Origin of the sequence: Nocardia abscessus (assembly GCF_015477775.1) — a bacterium.
Lineage (GTDB): Bacteria > Actinomycetota > Actinomycetes > Mycobacteriales > Mycobacteriaceae > Nocardia > Nocardia abscessus_A.
This window is the reverse complement of the sequence record NZ_JADLQO010000006.1, coordinates 307,619-324,613: the sequence shown is the minus strand read 5'-3', so window position 1 is coordinate 324,613 and position 16,995 is coordinate 307,619. Positions and strand designations below refer to the sequence as shown.

Genomic DNA, 16,995 nt, shown 5'->3' with positions numbered 1-16,995 from the left:
TTCAGCTGCGCAGGGCGCCGGGGAACAAATACTCCTCCGGCGGCGGCGCGGTGGTATTCAGCCACGCATGAAAGAAACCGGTCAGATCCATGGGCGTTCTGGACTGCACGAAGGCGCGGAACTCCGGCATCGAGGCGTTGCCGTAGGCGTGCGCGGCCAGGAAGTCCCGGACGGTCGCGAAGAACACCTCCTCGCCGATCTGCTTGCGCAGCGCGTGCAGGAACAGCGGCCCGCGGTAGTAGACGGAGGTGAACTCTTTCCCGGCTCCGGGATTCTCCAGCGGGATGTCCCAGAACTTCTGCCTGTCGCGGTACTTGCTGATCGTCCTGCGGTAGTCGTCGTCGACGTTCTTGCCCTCCACGCGCTCCGGCCACAGGTAGTCGGCGGTGTAGCTGGCGAAGCACTCGTTCAGGCAGATGTCCGACCAGTTCCGCACCGACACCCAGTTGCCCCACCACTGGTGCGCGATCTCGTGGACCACCGTCTGCAGATCGATCCGTGGCGAGTAGATCGGCCGGGTCTGGGTCTCCAGCGAGAACGTGATGTCGGCGTCCAAGTAGATGCCGCCCGCGGCCTGGAACGGGTACGGGCCGTAGAGCTGTTCGGAGAAGTCCAGGATCTCCGGCAGGCGCTGTTCGAGCTCGCGGTGGCGACTGTCCGCATTCGGCGCGAACGCGCTGATCAGCGGAGTGCCGTCGGCCCTGCGCTGCTCGAGGTAGTCGAACTTGTCGATCGCGACGGTGGTCAGGTAGCCGAGCACCGGCTCGGCGCTGGCCCAACGGACCGTCCGCTTGTCGTCGCGCACCACGTTTTCGGTTCGCACACCGTTGGACACCACCTCCCACTCCGCGGGAACGGTGGCGTTCAGCGTGAACGTGGCTTTGTCCAGCGGGGTGTCGTTGAGCGGATACCAGCTGGTCGCCGAGTGCGGCTCGCCCGCGACGAAAGCGCCGCCGCTGGGCGCGAACGTCCATCCCTCGCCTTCGGTGTTCAAGGCCGGGCCCGCGTAGTCGACGGTGACCGTGAACGGCACCCCGGGCAGCAGGGGGAGCATCGGCGTCACCGTCAACTCGTGCTCGCCGTTGCGGTCGAATGCGGCAGGGAGGTGGTTCACGGACACCATCCGCACCTCCGGTCCCGCGAAGTCCAGGTTGAACACGCGCAGAGCCTGGGTGGCGGCGGCGGCGATCGTCGCAGTGCCCGCGAGCCGGCGGCTCGGCGGGTCGTAATCGATGGCGATGTCGTAGTGCCGGACGTCATAGCCGCCGTTGCCGTCCAGCGGGTAGTACGGATCGCCCAGGCCCGGCGCGCCGACGAGCGGGTCCGCGGGCGGTTCGGCGTTCGCGGGTGACCACGGCACCGCGACGAACACACACGCGACCGCGGCGCACATCCGGCCGGACAACCTCATGCGAACGACCACCCCTCTCCACCCCACCTCGTGCCGGTACCGGCGCACCGACCTCGCTGGATGGTAGCGGCTTCAGTCGCCGCTGCCGGTGAGCGCCACCGACGCGCCGACACCGAGGATCATCACCCCGCCCGCACCACCGACCGCCTCCAGCCTGCGCGGCGACTTGGCGAACCAGGACCTCGCCGAGGCGGCCAGCAGCGCCCACGCGCTGTCGGAGACCAGCGCGATCGCGAGGAAGACGGTGCCGAGCACCAGGAACTGCCAGGACAGGGAACCCGCCGCCGGCTCGGCGAAGTGCGGTAGTACCGCGGAGAAGAACACGATCGCTTTGGGGTTGGTGAGCCCAACGATCGCGCTCTGACGCAGCACACGCGCATGGGGCGTCGGCTCGACGGGGGCGCCGAGCGCCTCGCGCAACGCCGAGCGCTGGCGAATAGCTTGAATTCCCAGATACATCAGATACAGCGCGCCCGCGAACTTCACCACGGTGAGCGCCAGCGCCGACGTCGTGAGCAAGGCGCCCAGCCCGATCGCGACCAGGACCAAGGCGGCGTAGACGCCCGCGGCGTGCCCGAGCACCGAGAGCAATGCCGCGCGACGACCGAGGGTGAGCGCACGACCGACGGTGAACAGCACGCCGGGACCGGGCACGACGATGATGACTACCGCGGCTGCGACGAATGCCAGCAGGTTGGACGCTGGAACCATCCTTCGAGTGTAGGCGTGCGCGCGACCGGGAAGCGTGCGTTCGCAGCCGGATTCAGGTGCCGAGTTCGCCGGGCAACTGGTCCGGATCGAGCAGCAACCGCTTCGTGGTGGTGTGCCGCACCTTCTCCGCGAGCGCGAGATTGTCGGTGAGCAACCGCCACTCGGTCTCGCCGATCGCCGCGCGGGCGCGGGCGATGACCGAGCCGTCGGTGGTGCCCCAGGCGATCGGCATGGCACTCACCGATTGCCAGCGTTCGCCCACCGGCCGCGGCGCCCGGTCGGTACGCACCGCGACCGACGGCACTCGCTCCCCCACCTTGGCCTCGTGGACCGGGAGGACACCGACCTTCCGGGTCACCAAGGCATAGCGCCGGTCGCCCTCCTCCGGTGTGGAGACGTCGACCAGGGCGAGCAGCACCACACCGGACGGACGCACCTCCGAGACCACCGCGGGGACAAGCTCTCCGTCCGCGTACAGCTTCTCGATGCTGGAATGCCATGGCGTCCACAGGGCCACCCACAGCGCCGTCACCGCGCCGAGCGCGAAGGCAACCGCGAGCAGATACGCCCAGGTGTGGTTCAGCCAGATCAGGAACGCCGTTCCGGTCGCCGCGACGACCGCGGCGGCGATCGCCATGACACGCAGGCGGCGAAGATCGGCGAAGACTTCGTTCACCGCGTGGGCGTGTTCGCGGTCCACCGCGAATTCGAAGTGTCGCACGCCCTCATTCCTAGCACAGCTTGCGGAGGAAATGCCTCCGCTTATCCGATGGCGGGGCCGAGCAAGTCGTCGGCATCCGTGATGCGGTAGGCATACCCCTGTTCGGCGAGAAAACGCTGGCGATGAGCAGCGTATTCGGCGTCGAGGGTGTCGCGCGCGACCACGGAGTAGAAATGGGCCTGGCCCCCGTCCTGTTTCGGGCGCAGCAGCCGGCCGAGGCGCTGCGCCTCCTCCTGTCGAGAGCCGAAGGTACCCGAAACCTGCACGGCCACGGATGCTTCCGGCAAATCGATGGAGAAATTCGCCACCTTGCTCACCACCAGCACCGGGATCTCGCCGCGCCGAAACGCGTCGAAGAGTTCCTCGCGCTCCTTGGTCTTCGTCGAACCCTGGATCACCGGGGCGTCGAGCGCGGCCCCGAGTTCGTCCAACTGGTCGAGGTAGGCGCCGATGACCAGGGTGGGCGCGTCCTGGTGCTGGGCCAGAATCGACTCGACCACGGCGATTTTGGTGTGCGCGGTGGAACACAGCTTGTAGCGCTCCTCCGGCTCGGCGGTGGCATAGGTCATCCGCTCCGCATCGGTCAGCGTCACCCGGACCTCGATGCATTCGGCAGGGGCGATCCACCCCTGGGCCTCGATGTCCTTCCACGGCGCGTCGTAGCGCTTCGGGCCGATCAGGGAGAACACGTCGCCCTCGCGGCCGTCCTCGCGCACCAGCGTGGCGGTCAGGCCGAGCCTGCGCCGGGACTGCAGATCGGCGGTCATCCGGAAGACCGGGGCGGGCAGCAGGTGCACCTCGTCGTAGATGACCAGCCCCCAGTCGCGGCTGTCGAACAGCTCCAGGTGCTTGTACTCGCCTTTGGTGCGGCGGGTGATCACCTGGTAGGTGGCGATGGTGACCGGGCGGATCTCCTTGCGTTCTCCGGAGTACTCGCCGATCTCGTCTTCGGTGAGCGAGGTGCGCGCGAGCAGTTCGCGCCGCCACTGCCTGCCCGCCACCGTGTTGGTGACCAGGATCAGCGTGGTCGCCTTCGCCTTGGCCATCGCCGCGGCGCCGACCATCGTCTTGCCCGCGCCGCAGGGCAGCACCACCACCCCGGAGCCGCCCGCCCAGAACGAGTCGGCGGCCATCTGCTGGTAGTCGCGCAGATGCCAGCCGTCGGTCGCGTAGTCGAGCTCGATCGAGTGCGCCTCGCCGTCGACGTAGCCCGCGAGGTCCTCGGCCGGCCAGCCGATCTTCAGCAGCATCTGCTTGATCCGGCCGCGCTCGGACGGGTGCACCACCACCGTGTCGTCGTCGATGCGCGCGCCGAGCATCGGGGCGATCTTCTTGTGCCGGAGCACCTCCTCCAGCACCGCGCGATCCAGGCTGACCAGCGTCAACCCGTGCGCGGGATGCTTGACCAGCTGCAACCTGCCGTAGCGGGCCATGGTGTCCACCACGTCGACCAGCAACGGCTGCGGGACCGCGTACCGGGAGAAGCTGACCAGCGCGTCCACCACCTGCTCGGCATCGTGCCCGGCCGCCCGCGCGTTCCACAGCGCCAGCGGGGTCACCCGATAGGTGTGCACATGCTCGGGCGCCCGCTCCAGCTCGGCGAACGGCGCGATCGCCTGCCGCGCCGCGTCGGCCGACTCGTGGTCGACCTCCAGCAACAGCGTTTTGTCACTCTGCACGATCAGCGGACCGTCGTTCACAGTCCCTCCTCCGATAGATTCCCCGCCATTCTCCCCGACCCCTCCGACAACCCGCAGGTTACCGGGCCTTCCCGCAGGGCGCGGGCGCGACCGGGTGCAACGCCACAGGGGCGCGATGTCTTCCCACCGCCCCTGGACGGGCCGGCTCAGCCGTGGCTCAGCGCGCGTTCGGCGAGCGCGCCGATCACCGGCCCGAGGGTCTGCGCGTAACTGATCGTGAGGTGGTTGTCGTCACGGTAGACGAGGTTGTTCCCGACGATGACGGGGCAGCGAGCGGCGGTGCAGAACAGCGCCGTCAAGTCGGCGTACTGCCCGCCGCCTGCCGTCACCGCCGCATGCTCGGCCGCGATGCCCGCGTCGTCCACCGCGACCGAACGCGCGGGAGCGCAGGCCGAGGCGTCGCCGATATGCTCGGCCACGCACGCGGGCACGGTGGCATGGGGGTCGGGGATCCCGCCGAGCACGAGGACAGCCGACCCGGTCGCGCTCAGCTGGGCGACCAAGCGGTGCAGGCTGTCGATCCACGCCTGGTCGTAGGACACGAAGCCGAAGTCTCCGCCGTAGCGCCGCGACATACCCACCACGATCAGGCGGGGGCGCTCGTGCCGCAGCCGGGTCAGGATCTGTCCACGCCACCGCTCGCATTCGGTGTACGCGCGGCCCAGATAGGGACTGGTGATCGGCAGGTCGAACAGTGGACAGGTGACTTTCGCCATGGTCTCCAGCCGCCAGTGGCGCGATACGGCGATCTGCTCGAACGCCGGCTGCCACATCGCCGCGTGCGAATCGCCGACCAAGGCCACCGTGGTGGCCGAGTCCGGATCGCCGGAGGCGCACTCGGCCTGACCCACTTCGTGCCAGGACCGGACGCAACCGTTGTCGAACACCTCCGCCCGGTCGCCACGCGCATGGGCGAGCGAGGGAGTGAGGTTGACGGGAACGTCGCGAACTTCGGCGGAGGCGGCGACGGCCGACCGGGTTTGCGCCGTCAACTGCCGGATCACGTCGTCATAGGGGTCGGTGGCCGGGGTGGCCGGTGCCACCGGTGTGAGTGTGAGCCGCTGCGCCGCCGCGCCGCGGCCGACCGGGGCGGACACCACCGTGAGCAGCGCCAGCGCCACGCAGATCGCGATCGCGGTGCTCGCGCCGCCACAGGTGAGGCTGAGCCGGGCCGAACTTCGCAACCGGACGGCGAAGCGAACCGGATCCTCGACCAGCCGCTGGGTGAGCATGGCGAGTCCGCAGGCCATGGCGACCGCGCCCACTGCGCCGACCGACCCGAGCGGGCGGCCGAGCACGTGTGGCGCCAGCACCAGCACCGGCCAGTGCCAGAGGTACCAGGCGTAGGACACTCTGCCGATCGCCCGCAGCTCGGGCACCGCCAGAACGCGGCCGACACCGAATCGCGCGCGGGCGCAGCCGGATCCGATCACCAGGACCGTGCCCAGCACGGGCAGCAGCGCCGCGGTGCCCGGGTACGGCAGGTTCTCGTCGAAGTGAACGCAGGCCGCGAGGATCGAACCCAGCCCGGCCCATCCCGCGACGGCGGCTACGCCCTCCGGCAGCCGGGACCACACGACGGCGGTCAGCGCGACCACGCCACCTACCGCCAGCTCCCAAGCCCTGGCAGGGAGCGAGAAGAACGCCCACGGCGGCAGCGTCTGCGTCCAGATCAGCGAGACCGCGAAGGAGAGCGCGGCGACCACCCCGAGAACGACCAGGTACGGCAGCGGCCCGGTCGAACCGCCTCGTCGCCGCCGCACCAGCCAGGTCGTCGCGATCACCAGCGCGGGCCACACCAGATAGAACTGCTCCTCCACGCCGAGCGACCAGAAGTGCTGAAACGGCGAGGGCGGCGCATCGGCGGCCAGGTAGTCGGTGCCGTGCAGCGCGAAGCGGTAGTTCCCGGCATACAGCGCGCAGGCGATCCCGTCGACGAGGACTTCGCGAGCCTGCAACGGCGGCAACAACGCGGCCGCGGCGATCGCCGTGGCGACCAGTACGACCCCCGCCGCGGGCAGCAGCCGACGTGCACGCGCTCCGTAGAACCGCACCAGCCCGACGGTGCCGGTGGCCACCGCCGCACGGCAGAGTATTCCGGTGATGAGAAAGCCGGAAATAACGAAAAATACATCGACACCGACGAATCCACCCCCGACCCCCGGCACACCCGCATGAAAAAGCACGACAGCCGCTACGGCAACCGCCCGCATTCCCTCGATATCCGGCCGAAATCCCTCCTGATCCGACGCGCCGCCCACCCCGTCCGCCCGCCGATTTCGCAACCCGCCGACCGTAGCCGTCATAACCCGGCATTGTCATCCGTTTCATCACCCAAGTCCCGCCGACTCGCCGCCCACCACCCACCCTGGCCTGGGCTTTTCTACATCCGCCACGCTCGGGCCACCGAACCCCGCGACCGCCGACACGCCGCCGGAATGGGCGATCGAACAGTTCCCACTCGCGGACTCACGCCAGTAGAGTCACCCATTCGGCGCACCGACAATGATCGCCACATACGAATTTCGCAGTCACCGAGTAGCCGCGGATGTTTTCCCCGGAGACTCAGATATCTCATGTCCGCAGTATCGAATGCGAGCACTGCGACCGAGCACGCTCACCGGCCTCGTCGAGGGGATCGAGTCACGTCTCACGGACAACGACCTCAGCGACGGCACGCGGTAGCTGTCACTCGAGCGGATAGACCGCTCCCCGGCCAGCGGGTGTGAAGTGGACCGCGACAGGGGGCGGTGGGGCGGGTGAGGATCGGGGGGTGATCGAGATGGCGGCGGTGGCGGGGGTTGCGGTGGCGGCGTTGGGGATGGTTCTCACGCCGGGGCCGAACATGATGTATCTGGTGTCGCGGACGGTGTCGCAGGGGCGGCGGGCCGGGTTGGTGTCGCTGGCGGGGGTGGCGGCTGGGTTCGGGGTGTATCTGGCGGCGGCGACGGCGGGGATCACGGCCGTGTTCGCGGTGGTCCCCGGGCTGTATCTGGCGGTGAAGCTGGCGGGCGCCGCGTATCTCGGATGGCTGGCCTGGCAGGCGGTGCGGCCGGGCGGTGTCTCGGTGTTCACGCCCACGGCGCTGTCCGCGGATCCCACACGACGGCTGTTCACGATGGGGCTGGTCACCAATCTGCTGAATCCGAAGATCGCGATCATGTACATGGCGCTGATCCCGCAGTTCGTCACGCCGGAGCACGGCAAGGTCTGGTTGCAGAGTCTGTGCCTGGGCGCGGTGCAGATCGCGGTCGCGCTCACCGTGAACGGCCTGATCGTGCTCGGCGCGGGCGGGCTGGCGACATTGGTCACCGGCCGCCCGCTGTGGCTGCGCGTCCAGCGCTATCTCACCGGCACGATGCTCGGCGCGATCGCCGTCCTGCTGGCCACCGACCGCACCCGCCCCACACCGGCCTGAGCCGATGTGAGGCCGGTGCGGCGGCTGCTCGGCTCAGTGCGGGCCCGCGAGGCGATAGTGCAATTCGGCGAATTGACCGGCCTGCTCGACGCCGACGAGGCGCATCCGGGTGGACAGGATGCGCCGCGGCAGCAGCGGTGCGCCCGCGCCCAGGGTCACCGGCACGATGCTCACCATGACGTCGTCGAGCAACCCGGCGTCGGCGAATTGCCCGGCCAGGTCCCCGCCGCCGACGATCCAGATATTGCGGTCACCGGCCGCGCGCGCCATCTCCTGGTGCACCGACTCGACCGTCCCCGACACGAACCGGAGATTCGCACCGGGTATCGCGGGCAACTCCCGGTGGGTGAACACCCAGCACGGTAGGTCGCCGTAGTAGGTGTGCCAGTTCTCCGGCGAATCGTTGGCCACCATCCACTCGTAGGTGGTCGCCCCCATGCACAGGGCGCCGACCCGGGCGAGGAAGCCCGCCGTGCTCGCCTGCGCCTCGTCCGCGCCGTCCACCTCGAACAGCCAGGTCAGTGAGTTGTCCGGATCGGCGAGGTATCCGTCCAGACTGGTTGCGGTGTAGTACTGGGTAGCCATGCCAGGCAAGGTTGCCACCGAAACCTGACAGTTCACGGCAAGGTTTGCGAATCAGCCGTGACGCAACCGGCGCACGCCCTCGTCCAGCGTCTCGTCCCGCTTGCAGAAGGTGAAACGCACCAGGTGGTTCCACGCGGCGGTGTCGTCGGCGAACACGCTGACCGGCACCGCCGCCACCCCGAGACGCTTCGGCAGTTCCCGGCAGAACGTCAGTCCGTCGGCGGCGCCGAGCGGGGTGATGTCGGCGACGACGAAGTAGCCGCCCGCGCTCGGATACACCCGCAGACCGGTGTCGCTGAGTGCCGCGGAAAGACGGAGCCGCTTCTCGGACAACGCGTTCCGCAGCTCGCCGACCCAGCCCAGCTCGTGGTCGATCGCGTGCGCCACGGCCGGCTGGAACGGCCCGCCCGCCACGAACGTCATGAACTGCTTGGCCGCGAGCACGCCATCGATCAAATTCGCGGGCCCGCAGGCCCACCCGGTCTTCCACCCGGTGACGCTGAACGTCTTCGCGGCACTGGACACCACGATCGTGCGCTCGGCCATGCCGGGCAGGGTAGCCAGACCGATGTGTTCGGCACCGTCGTAGACCAGGTGCTCGTAGACCTCGTCGGTGAGCACCAGAAGATCGTGCTCGCAGGCGATCTCGGCGATCGCCAGCAGGTCCGGGCGCCCCAGCACCGTGCCGGTCGGATTGTGCGGGGAGTTGACGACGAGCATCCGGGTGGCCGGAGTGATCGCGGCGCGCAGGCTGTCCAGGTCCAGCACGAAGCGGTCTCCGTCGGCCACCAGCCGAGCCGTGCGCCGCCGAGCGCCTGCCAGCGCCACCGCCGCGGCATACGAGTCGTAGTACGGCTCGATCAGCACGACCTCCTCGCCGGGCTCGACCAGGCCCAGCACCGCCGCGCTGATCGCCTCGGTCGCCCCCACCGTCACCAGCACCTGTGTGTCCGGGTCGTACTCGGTCCCGTAGCGCCGGGCGCGGTCGGCGGCGACGGCTCGGCGCAGCACCGGCATGCCACGCCCGGGCGGGTACTGGTTGAGACCGTCCGCGATGGCGCGCCGCGCTACTTCGAGCATGCTCGCGGGCCCGTCGGTGTCGGGGAACCCCTGCCCCAAGTTGACCGCGTCGTGCCGGACGGCGAGCTCGGTCATCTCGGCGAAGATCGTGGAGGCGAAGGGACGCAGGCGGGCAACGGTCTGATGTCGCGAGGGCATAACCGGAGACTAGCTCAGCCCACCTTCGCGTGTTCTCCCGCACAAACCCGCTGGTAGCGGGTTCCTCGGCAGGGGCGTTCATAGCCTCCCATCTCGATCCGATCGCGCGAAGCCCCCGCCACATCGGAGGTCGCCGGACACGCATCGAAATGCTGCGGCAGGTGCCGCACGACTCGATCGCAGGCACCCGATTCGACTCCTGGACACCGGAGCGGGGCGTTGGCTCGTCCCCTGGCCGGGAGCCGGGGCGTCCACGGGAACCGGCCGGGTCCGTCAGCGTCCCGGCCGATCCCCACCGGGCGGCGGCCTGGTGCGGCTCAACCCAGACGAATCCCGCCCAGTTTGGCTGGATTCGCGAGATCGTAAGTACCCCAAACCAGTCCGTCACGCACCGTGAAGCCGACTACACGCGCGGGATAACCGCTCCGGCCTTCCTGCGCCGGCCGCGCCTGGACCGCGAGTCCCAATTGCCCGTTGACCGAGACGATTTCGAAGTCCGGCGACGCGTCCTCGAAGCCGTACTTACGCACCAAGCCCAGGTAGAACCGGGCGATGCGATCCGCGCCGTGCAGCACGTTGATCGCGGTGGCGGTGGTGCCGTTGGCATCACCGATCATCACCGCGTCCGGATGCAGCGCCGCCGCGACGGCGGCCACGTCACCGGAACTCAGCGCGGTGAGGAAACGCACGACGGCGGCCTCGTGCTCGGCATCCGGCACCGGCTGCGGCGTCTGCGTGACCGCCTTGCGAGCACGCACCGCCAGCTGTCGCGCCGCGTCGGCCGAAACGCCGAGGATGTCGGCGATCTCGTCGAACGGCACCGACAGCCCGTCGTGCAGTACGAAGGCCACGCGTTGCGGCGGCGTCAGGGTGTCCAGCACGATCAGCGCCGCGAACCGGCACTCCTGCTTGCGCACCACCGCTTCCAGCGGGTCGGGGGCGCTCGACGGCGTGCGCGCGGTGACCACGGGTTCCGGCAGCCACTGACCCACGTAGCTTTCCCGCCGCGCCGCCGCGCTTCGCAGACGGTCCAGGCAGATGCGGGTCACCACGGTGGTGAGCCAAGCCCGCAGATCTTCGATCTCGGACTGGTGGGCGCCCGCCAAGCGCAACCAGCTCTCCTGGACCGCGTCCTCGGCATCGCCGACGCTGCCCGTCAGCCGGTAGGCGACCGAGAGCAGATGCGCCCGATGTGACTCGAACAGGTCGGAAAGCAGCGCGGCAACCATCGAGGGGAAGTCTACGGTCCGGGTCCGGAACGTTCCCGCGCGGCATATACCGGTTTGCGCGAGATAACCGGATGATCCGCCGGACCCTTCCGTGGCAGCATGACCCGATGGACCAGCAAGTGCTGTCGAACGGAACGATCTGGCTGTCGCCCCCGACGACGGACGATATCGACACCATCACCGAGTGCTGCCAGGATCCGGATATCGCCGAGTGGGTGACCATCCCGGTGCCGTACGTGCGAGACAGCGCGGTGACCTTCATCGAGGAGATGGTGGGCCCGGGTTGGGCGGCCCGCAGCCCCACCTGGGCGATCCGGTTGCGCGCCGACGGGCCGGTCGTCGGCATGATCGGTCTCGGCGAACGCGACGAGAGCGCGGCCGAGATCGGCTTCTGGCTCGTCCCGTCGCAGCGGTCACGCGGCCTGATGGCCCAGGCGGTCGATCTGGTGTGCGAGTTCGGGTTCCGTGCCGACGGCCTGGCCCTGGAGCGGGTCGCCTGGCGCGCGTTCGTCGGCAACTACGCCTCGGCCGCGGTCGCGCGCCGCGCCGGATTCCGGTACGAGGGTCTGTCCCGGCTGGGCAGCATCCAGCGCGGACGACGCCGCGACCACTGGTTCGCCGCCCGGCTGCGCACCGACCCGCCCGGCCTGGCGGACGACTGGCCCGCCGAGTTCACTCGTGGCCGGATGCCGATCGCGCAGACGCCCGGCCCGGCGTAGGACACGCCGATGACAGCCGACCCGCGATTCGCCTGGATCGTACGAACCATGGCGGTACGCCCCGCCGATCGAGTGCTGGAAATCGGTCCCGGTTCCAGCGATTCGATCGCCTTCCTCGCCGAGCAGGCGATCGACGGCACGGTCGTCGGCGTGGAACGCTCCGCCACGGCGGTCTCCCGCGCGGGCGAACGGCATGCCGCGCGGCTCGCGTCGGGCCGGGTCCACCTGGTGCACGCCGAGCTCGCGGACCTGGACCCGGACCGGCTGCTGCGCGAGACCGGGCTGGGCGCGGCGGGTTTCGACAAAGTCCTGGCGGTGAACGTCAACCTGTTCTGGACCAAGCGCCCCACCGCCGAACTCGCCCTGATCCGGCAGTTGCTGGCGCCCGGAGGAACGCTGGGCCTCTTCTACGGCTACGGCCGGCCCGACGCTGCGGACCCGACCAGCCCGAAGCCGCCGCTACCCCGGCTGACCGAACACCTGACCGACGCGGGTTTCGATGTCCGCGCCATCTCGTCCGGCGACCTACTGGGTGTGCTCTGCCGCTGACGGTGCTCGACCGACGGCCGTCCGCACGCCGGCGTGAGCGCGTGCGCCTTCGCCGCGACCCATACCGGTCGTGCCGCGCGGCACCGTCGGCTCGAGCGGCCCGTCGGACGGATCAGCGCTCGCGGCGCTGCCCCACCGCTTCGGCCAGACGGTCCAGCTGGCTCGCGGTGGTCTCCCAGTCCAGGCAGGCGTCGGTGATGGACTGTCCGTAGGTGAGCTCGTCGGCACGGCCGAGGGTGAGGTCCTGGCGTCCCGCGACCAGGAAGCTCTCCAGCATGACGCCGACGACTGCCGCCTCGCCCGCCGCCAGCCGCCGCGCGATATCGGTGACCACGTCGACCTGCTTGTTGTGGTCCTTGTTGCTGTTGCCGTGGCTGGCGTCCACCACGATCCGCTGCGGCAGGGACGCTTTCTCCAGCCGCAGGCACGCCTCGGCGACCGACGCCGCGTCGTAGTTCGGGCCGTTGCTGCCGCCGCGCAGGATCACGTGGCAATCCGGATTGCCGGTGGTACGGATGAGCGCGGAGCGGCCGTCGAGGTCGGTGCCGGGGAACACGTGGCTGGCCGCCGCGGCGCGCACACCGTCCACCGCCACCTGGACGTCGCCGTCGGTGCCGTTCTTGATTCCGACCGGCATCGACAGCGCGCTGCTGAGCTGGCGGTGCACCTGGCTGGCCGCGGTGCGCGCGCCGATCGCGCCGTAGGCCACCAGGTCCGCGATGTACTGCGGAGTGATGGGGTCCAGGAACTCACAGGCCACCGGGAGACCGAGCGCGGTGATGTCGACCAGCAGCTTGCGTCCGAAGCCCAGTCCGGTGTTGACGTCGAACGAGCCGTCCAGGTGCGGGTCGTTGATCAGGCCCTTCCAGCCCAGGCTGGTACGCGGCTTCTCGAAGTAGACCCGCATCACCACGTGCAGCCGGTCGTCGAGTTCGGCGGCCTTCGCCGCGAGGCGGCGCGCGTAGTCCAGCGCGGCGGCGGGGTCGTGCACGGAGCACGGGCCGACGATCACCATCAGGCGATCGTCCGCGCCGTTCAGCACGTCGACGGTGGCTTTGCGCCCCGCACGGACAGTGTCGGCGAGTGCATCGGTGATCGGGTGCACGCGACGCACCTCAGCCGGCGAACGCAGCGGGCTGATGTTGAGGGTGCGTTGATCGTCCAGATCGGAATGCCGCGCGTCGACGTCGGCTGCGGTTGTCATGTCGTGGGTTTCCTTTTCTCGAGGCCGACCCACGGAGGAGAAATCCCGTCGAGCCGGTCATCGTCCGGCTCGGGGTGGAAGTCAGTCAGCGCACGCGGTTGCCGCAGACCAGCCCACCCAGGGCCGGCTTGCTAAACCAGAAATACACGCGCTGCACGTCGGGGACAGTACCAGCCCGCAACCGATCGGTGAACGACTCTGTTAGATACGCCACGCCTTGGCGCGGCGTGTCGCGGCTCTCTCGAGGCTCGCGGTCGGGCCTGGAGATTCGGGCTCACCCCCACTGGCCGGGCACGTAACTACCCGCCGGGGTGCGGGCGATGACGTTCATCCGGTTCCAGGCGTTGATCATCGCGATGGCGGCGATGAGGGCAGCGATCTGGTCGTCGTCGTAGTGCTTGCGCACTTCCTGCCACACCGCGTCGCTGACCGCGCGGCCGTCGCCGATCCGGGTGGCCTCCTCGGTGAGCGCCAGCGCGGCGCGCTCGGCCTCGGTGAAGACGGTGGCCTCGTGCCACGCGGCGATCAGGTTGAGCCGCACGGAGGTCTCGCCCGCGTGCGCGGCGTCCTTGGTGTGCATGTCGGTGCAGTAGCCGCAGCCGTTGATCTGGCTGGCGCGGATCTTCACCAATTCATACGTCGCGGCGGGCAGGGTGGAATCGTTGATCACCTTCGAGGCCATCGTCAGTCGCTTGACGAAGCTGCCGCCGACCGGGTTGGTGAAGAGTTCGAAGCGCTGTTCCATGATGTCCGTCCTTTGTCGTTCCCTGTGGGTTCATCAGGAGGACGACGCGGTACGCCGGAGTGTGACAGCGGACCGTGAGACGTGGATCACAGTGCCAGAGAGGTGAAGTGGCGCTTATTTCGTGAAGGCCGCTTATTCGGTGAAGGTGTAAGTGACGCCGGTCAGCTTCTCCGACAGCTCCCACAGATCCGCCGCGACCTTCTCGTCCCTGGACGCTTTCGACGATCCGGACGGCCCGGGGTAGCCGCGCATGCCGCCGAGTCCGGTCGGCCCGTAGTAGCCGCCGGGCTGCACGTCGGCGGTCGCGGCGTACAGCGTCGGCAGCGCACCCATCGCGGCGTTCTGCGCGAACACCCGGTTGCCCAACCACATCACCTGGTCCAGGAAAGACTCGGTGTGCGACTGCAATTCGGTGGACGCGTAACCGGGATGCGCGGCGACCGAGACCTTCGCCGAGCCCGCGGCGGTCAACCGGCGCTGCAACTCACGAGCGAACATCAGGTTGGCCAGCTTGGCCTGCCCATAGGCGGCCCACCGCTGGTACTTGCGCCGCTCCCAGTTCAGATCGTCCAGGTCGATCTTGCCGACCTGGTGCGCACCGCTGGACACGGTGACGATCCGGTCGGAGATCTTGTCCAGCAGCAGCCCGGTGAGCGCGAAGTGACCGAGATGGTTGGTGCCGATCTGTTTTTCGAAGCCGTCGGCGGTGCGCCCCTCCGGCACGGCCATCACGCCCGCGTTGTTGATCAGTACGTCGGCCCCGTCGACGCCCTCGGCGAACGCGCGGACCGAGGCGAGATCGGCCAGATCCAGCTCGCGCACCTGGGCCCGGTCGCCGAGTCCGGCGGCCACCCGCTCCCCTTTGGCCACGTTCCGGCAGGCCAGCACCACCTCGCCTCCCGCCGCGGTCAGCGCGCGCACCGTTTCGGCGCCCAAGCCACTGTTGGCCCCTGTGACGATGAACTTCCGACCGCTCTGGTCGGGAATGTTCGAGGTGTCCCACCTGGTCATGACGAAAAGTCTAGTGCGCTACAGCTCCGGGCGGCAGGTTCGGACACGCCGAACAGTAGGGTTGCCTAACCTATATAAGGCAAACTTGGCTTGACATCTGTGAGGCAGACCGTGACTTCCACACCGACCGAGTCCGCGCATCGCGACGGCTACGTACCTTTCCCCGCGCACACGGCCGCGGAATATCGAGCCGCCGGATATTGGGCCGGGCGCCCGCTGGGAGACCTGCTGCGCGCGACCGCACTCCGGCAGCCCCAGCGCCCCGCGCTGCTCGACACGCAGGGCCCGCGCAGTTACGCCGACATCGACGCCGCCGCGGACCGGATGGCGCACGGGCTGCTCGCGCTGGGCATCGCTCCCGGCGATCGGGTGGTGGTCCAGCTCCCGAACGTGCCCGAGTTCCTGACCGTGCTGTTCGGCCTGTTGCGCGCCGGAATCATTCCCGTATTGAGCCTGCCCGCGCATCGACGGGCCGAAATCGAGCACTTGACCCGGCTTTCCGAAGCGGTCGGCTACATCGTCGCGGACCGGGCGGGCGACTTCGACTATCGCGAAATGGCGGCGACCGTGCGCGACGCGGTGCCTTCGCTGCGCCACGTCCTGGTGCTCGGCGATCCCGGGCCGTTCACCGACCTCACCTCGATCCCGCGTGAGGGTGGTGAACTACCCGAGATCGATCCGGGTGACATCGCCCTGATGCTGGTCTCCGGCGGCACCACCGGCCTGCCGAAACTGATCGCGCGCACGCACGACGACTACGCCTACAACGCCACCGCCAGCGCTGAGGTCTGCGAACTGACCGAGCAGGACGTCTACCTCGCGACATTGCCCGCCGCACACAACTTTCCGCTGGCCTGCCCGGGAATCCTCGGCACCGTCGCGGTGGGCGGGGCGGTCGCCTTCGTGGGCGACCCGAGCCCGGAGAGCGCGTTCGCCGCGATCGAGCGGCACCGGGTGACGGTCACCGCCGTCGTGCCGCCGCTGGCCCAACTCTGGTGCGCGGCCACCGAATGGGAAGAGGCCGACCTGAGTTCGCTGCGTCTGCTCCAGGTCGGCGGCGCGCGACTGGCCGAGGTCAACGCCAAGGAAGTGACCCCGGCGCTCGGGGCCACCCTGCAACAGGTGTTCGGCATGGCCGAGGGCCTGCTCAACTACACCCGGCTCGATGATCCGGCCGACCTGGTGCACACCACCCAGGGCAGGCCGCTCTCGCCCGCCGACGAGGTCCGCGTGGTGGACGCCGACGGCGACGAGGTGGCGCCGGGCGCGGAGGGCGAGCTGCTGACCAGAGGGCCGTACACGATTCGCGGCTACTACCGCGCACCCGAGCACAACTCGCGCGCGTTCACGCCGGACGGCTTCTATCGCAGCGGTGACCTGGTGCGCCGTCTGCCCAGCGGACATCTGGTGGTGTCCGGACGGATCAAGGACGTGATCAACCGCGGCGGCGAGAACGTCTCCTGCGACGAACTCGAGGAACACCTGCTCGCCCACCCCGCCGTCCGGCACGCCGCCGCCGTGGGGCTGCCGGATGCGGCGCTGGGCGAAAAAGTCTGCGCCGTCTTGGTCGTCGACGGCGAGATGCCGACGCTGGCCGAGATCAAGACCTTCCTCGCCGCCCGCGGGCTGGCCACCTACAAGCTGCCGGACGTGCTGCGCCGCAGCGACAAGCTGCCGATCACCGCGGTCGGCAAGATCGACAAGAAAGCGCTGCGCGCCGAGCAGTAGTACGGCCGAATCCGGCGAGCAGCGCATCCTCGGCGCGCTGCCCGCC

At 69.3% G+C, this 16,995-nt stretch carries 15 protein-coding genes; 4 read left to right on the top strand and 11 right to left on the bottom strand.

Annotation, left to right across the window (positions count from 1 at the left end):
- Position 1 precedes the first annotated feature (1 nt).
- The 5 genes from IU450_RS18665 to IU450_RS18645 all read right to left on the bottom strand — a co-directional run bounded on the left by IU450_RS18665 (position 2) and on the right by IU450_RS18645 (position 6,849).
- A complete protein-coding gene (locus tag IU450_RS18665; RefSeq protein WP_195151004.1) occupies positions 2–1,411 on the bottom strand; it encodes a M1 family metallopeptidase in 1,410 nt (469 codons plus the stop codon).
- 72 nt (positions 1,412–1,483) lie between these two features.
- Complete coding sequence (locus tag IU450_RS18660; protein ID WP_195151003.1) at positions 1,484–2,122, bottom strand: LysE family translocator; 639 nt, start codon at positions 2,120–2,122, stop codon at positions 1,484–1,486.
- Between the two features lie 52 nt (positions 2,123–2,174).
- On the bottom strand, positions 2,175–2,843 hold the full coding sequence (locus IU450_RS18655) for a DUF3239 domain-containing protein (protein WP_195151002.1): 669 nt from the start codon (positions 2,841–2,843) through the stop codon (positions 2,175–2,177).
- A gap of 41 nt (positions 2,844–2,884) precedes the next feature.
- A complete protein-coding gene (locus IU450_RS18650) occupies positions 2,885–4,543 on the bottom strand; it encodes a DNA repair helicase XPB (RefSeq protein WP_195151001.1) in 1,659 nt (552 codons plus the stop codon).
- A 146-nt stretch (positions 4,544–4,689) separates the two neighbouring features.
- Complete coding sequence (locus IU450_RS18645; protein ID WP_195151000.1) at positions 4,690–6,849, bottom strand: acyltransferase family protein; 2,160 nt, start codon at positions 6,847–6,849, stop codon at positions 4,690–4,692.
- A 467-nt stretch (positions 6,850–7,316) separates the two neighbouring features.
- Between IU450_RS18645 and IU450_RS18640 the strand changes: the two genes are divergently transcribed.
- Positions 7,317–7,961 (top strand): LysE family translocator, encoded by a 645-nt coding sequence (locus IU450_RS18640; protein ID WP_195150999.1) that lies wholly within the window; start codon positions 7,317–7,319, stop codon positions 7,959–7,961.
- Between the two features lie 33 nt (positions 7,962–7,994).
- Here IU450_RS18640 and IU450_RS18635 read toward each other — a convergent pair whose 3' ends face one another.
- The 3 genes from IU450_RS18635 to IU450_RS18625 form a co-directional block, all read right to left on the bottom strand.
- Positions 7,995–8,546 (bottom strand): dihydrofolate reductase family protein, encoded by a 552-nt coding sequence (locus IU450_RS18635; protein ID WP_195150998.1) that lies wholly within the window; start codon positions 8,544–8,546, stop codon positions 7,995–7,997.
- A gap of 51 nt (positions 8,547–8,597) precedes the next feature.
- Positions 8,598–9,764 carry a pyridoxal phosphate-dependent aminotransferase gene (locus tag IU450_RS18630; protein ID WP_195150997.1) on the bottom strand — a complete coding sequence of 389 codons (1,167 nt, stop codon included), beginning with the start codon at positions 9,762–9,764 and terminating at the stop codon, positions 8,598–8,600.
- Between the two features lie 317 nt (positions 9,765–10,081).
- On the bottom strand, positions 10,082–10,993 hold the full coding sequence (locus IU450_RS18625) for a sigma-70 family RNA polymerase sigma factor (RefSeq protein WP_195066723.1): 912 nt from the start codon (positions 10,991–10,993) through the stop codon (positions 10,082–10,084).
- A 107-nt stretch (positions 10,994–11,100) separates the two neighbouring features.
- On the opposite strand from IU450_RS18625, the gene IU450_RS18620 reads away from it, so the two are divergent.
- Positions 11,101–11,712, top strand: a complete 612-nt coding sequence (locus IU450_RS18620) for a GNAT family N-acetyltransferase (RefSeq protein ID WP_195150996.1) — start codon at positions 11,101–11,103, stop codon at positions 11,710–11,712.
- A gap of 9 nt (positions 11,713–11,721) precedes the next feature.
- A complete protein-coding gene (locus tag IU450_RS18615; protein ID WP_195150995.1) occupies positions 11,722–12,261 on the top strand; it encodes a class I SAM-dependent methyltransferase in 540 nt (179 codons plus the stop codon).
- A gap of 112 nt (positions 12,262–12,373) precedes the next feature.
- Here IU450_RS18615 and IU450_RS18610 read toward each other — a convergent pair whose 3' ends face one another.
- The 3 genes from IU450_RS18610 to IU450_RS18600 form a co-directional block, all read right to left on the bottom strand.
- On the bottom strand, positions 12,374–13,465 hold the full coding sequence (locus IU450_RS18610; RefSeq protein WP_195150994.1) for a 3-deoxy-7-phosphoheptulonate synthase: 1,092 nt from the start codon (positions 13,463–13,465) through the stop codon (positions 12,374–12,376).
- A 274-nt stretch (positions 13,466–13,739) separates the two neighbouring features.
- Positions 13,740–14,210, bottom strand: coding sequence for a carboxymuconolactone decarboxylase family protein (locus tag IU450_RS18605; protein ID WP_181725479.1), 471 nt, complete (start codon positions 14,208–14,210; stop codon positions 13,740–13,742).
- A 132-nt stretch (positions 14,211–14,342) separates the two neighbouring features.
- Complete coding sequence (locus IU450_RS18600) at positions 14,343–15,221, bottom strand: oxidoreductase (protein WP_195150993.1); 879 nt, start codon at positions 15,219–15,221, stop codon at positions 14,343–14,345.
- A 111-nt stretch (positions 15,222–15,332) separates the two neighbouring features.
- On the opposite strand from IU450_RS18600, the gene IU450_RS18595 reads away from it, so the two are divergent.
- Positions 15,333–16,949, top strand: coding sequence for a (2,3-dihydroxybenzoyl)adenylate synthase (locus IU450_RS18595; RefSeq protein WP_195150992.1), 1,617 nt, complete (start codon positions 15,333–15,335; stop codon positions 16,947–16,949).
- Positions 16,950–16,995 lie beyond the last annotated feature (46 nt).